This window comes from Pseudolysinimonas sp., assembly GCF_031389465.1.
In the GTDB taxonomy this organism is placed as follows: domain Bacteria; phylum Actinomycetota; class Actinomycetes; order Actinomycetales; family Microbacteriaceae; genus Pseudolysinimonas_A.
This window is the reverse complement of the sequence record NZ_JANMSQ010000226.1, coordinates 1-1,560: the sequence shown is the minus strand read 5'-3', so window position 1 is coordinate 1,560 and position 1,560 is coordinate 1. Positions and strand designations below refer to the sequence as shown.

Below are 1,560 nucleotides of genomic sequence, written 5' to 3'. Positions count from 1 at the left end.
GGATGCCGGGCTTCGCCGAATCAATGGCTGCGTCATCCACAGGCTTCGGTGACACCGAGTGGGAACAATGAGTGCGGGGCGGGTGACGGATGCGAAAGGCATCCATCACCCGCCCCGAGGGCCCTACAGCTAGCGCTGCGTGATCGTCCAGGTGCCGTCGGCCAGCGCCTTGTCGGGGTGCTGAACGTTGAGGAACAGCGTCTTCGGGTCCTTGCCGAAGTAGATCCCCGAGATCTCTGCGCCGGTGTCCTTCAGCGAGGCGAACTGCTCGACCGAGTCGGCGGCGCCGTCGTGGTCGGTGTCGCGGCCCGCGACCCAGATGTCCGAGAGGTAGTTGTCCTCGACGATCCAGAGGCGCCCGTCGGGGCCCTGTGCGAGGTTGTCGGGGTTGTTGAATCCGGTGACACCTGCCGCGGCATTCTCGAGAGGAACGTTGTTGCCCGCCTGCACGAAGCTCGACAGAACGTTGCTGTTGAGGTCGATGGCCACGACCCGGTCTTCCGTCGTGTTGGCGACATAGAGGATGCTGCCGATCACCTCGACATCTTCGGGGCGACCGAACTCGGTCGCTGCGACGGCGTTCGCCGCGGCATCCGTATCAACAACGACCTGGTCCATGTTCAGTGCGACCCACTCGAAGGCGCCGACCTTGGCGTTGACCGTGGCGGAGTTCCACGTCTGCGCTGCGTCGGCGAGGCCGGTGAGCTTGAGTGCGTAGAGCTGGCCGTCCGAGAGGTCGCCGCGCGTCGTGGGAACGAACTTGTAGATCGACCCACCGTTGAGCTCATCGATGACGAAGACGGTGCCATCGGCGAGCGCCTCGATGCCTTCGTGGCGCATGATGCCCACCTCGGTGCGGGTCTCGACCTTGATCACCGTGGTCGGGTCCTTCGGGTCGAGGAACGCTTCGAACAGCCGGCCACGAGAGGTCTCCTCGGCGAACAGGAGCGTGCCCCACGGGGTCCAGCGAAGCCCGTCGAGGCGGCGCCAGCCGAGGTCCTGCGCGATGACCTTCGCCTCGCCCGTCTGCAAGTCGATGACCGAAACCGAACCGTTGGTGCCGACCTCGTGCGTGCGGTACAGGTAGCGGCCCGCCTTCGGGCCGGTCTCGTTGACGGTGTTCATGTCGGTGAGGTCGTCGACGCCGCCGTAAATGTCGAGCGTCGTCTCATCCACGAGAAGCTGTTGCGTGTAGCCCTCGGGAATCACGAAAGGCTCCGTCCAGGCGGCCGTCGCTTCTGCATACGGGGTTCCGTCGATGGGATCGAATCCCATCGGACCGTTGGCGGCGTAGCCGGCCGCGGCCGGCGTCAGCCCGAGAGCGGTCGCGCAGATGGTGGCGCCGACGAGAATGCGAGTACGCACGAAGAGTCTCCTCAATTGTTGGTTGGCGGAACGAGGCAACGCTAAGGAGCGCACGTGACGTCGGGGTGACCTGTGGTTGCCGAGCACCGGCCGGGCGATGAACGACCGGTGACCGGGTCAGTCTTCGCGGGGGCGGTCGCCGGACTCGTCGCCGAGCAACTCTTCGAGGGCACGATCGACGTCGTCGGGCTCGGG

1 protein-coding gene is annotated in these 1,560 nt (G+C 65.7%); it reads right to left on the bottom strand.

Annotated features, from left to right (window positions below):
- Positions 1-129: 129 nt before the first annotated feature.
- On the bottom strand, positions 130-1,365 hold the full coding sequence (locus tag RMO30_RS09050; protein WP_309712253.1) for an alkaline phosphatase PhoX: 1,236 nt from the start codon (positions 1,363-1,365) through the stop codon (positions 130-132).
- Between the last annotated feature and the right edge of the window lie 195 nt (positions 1,366-1,560).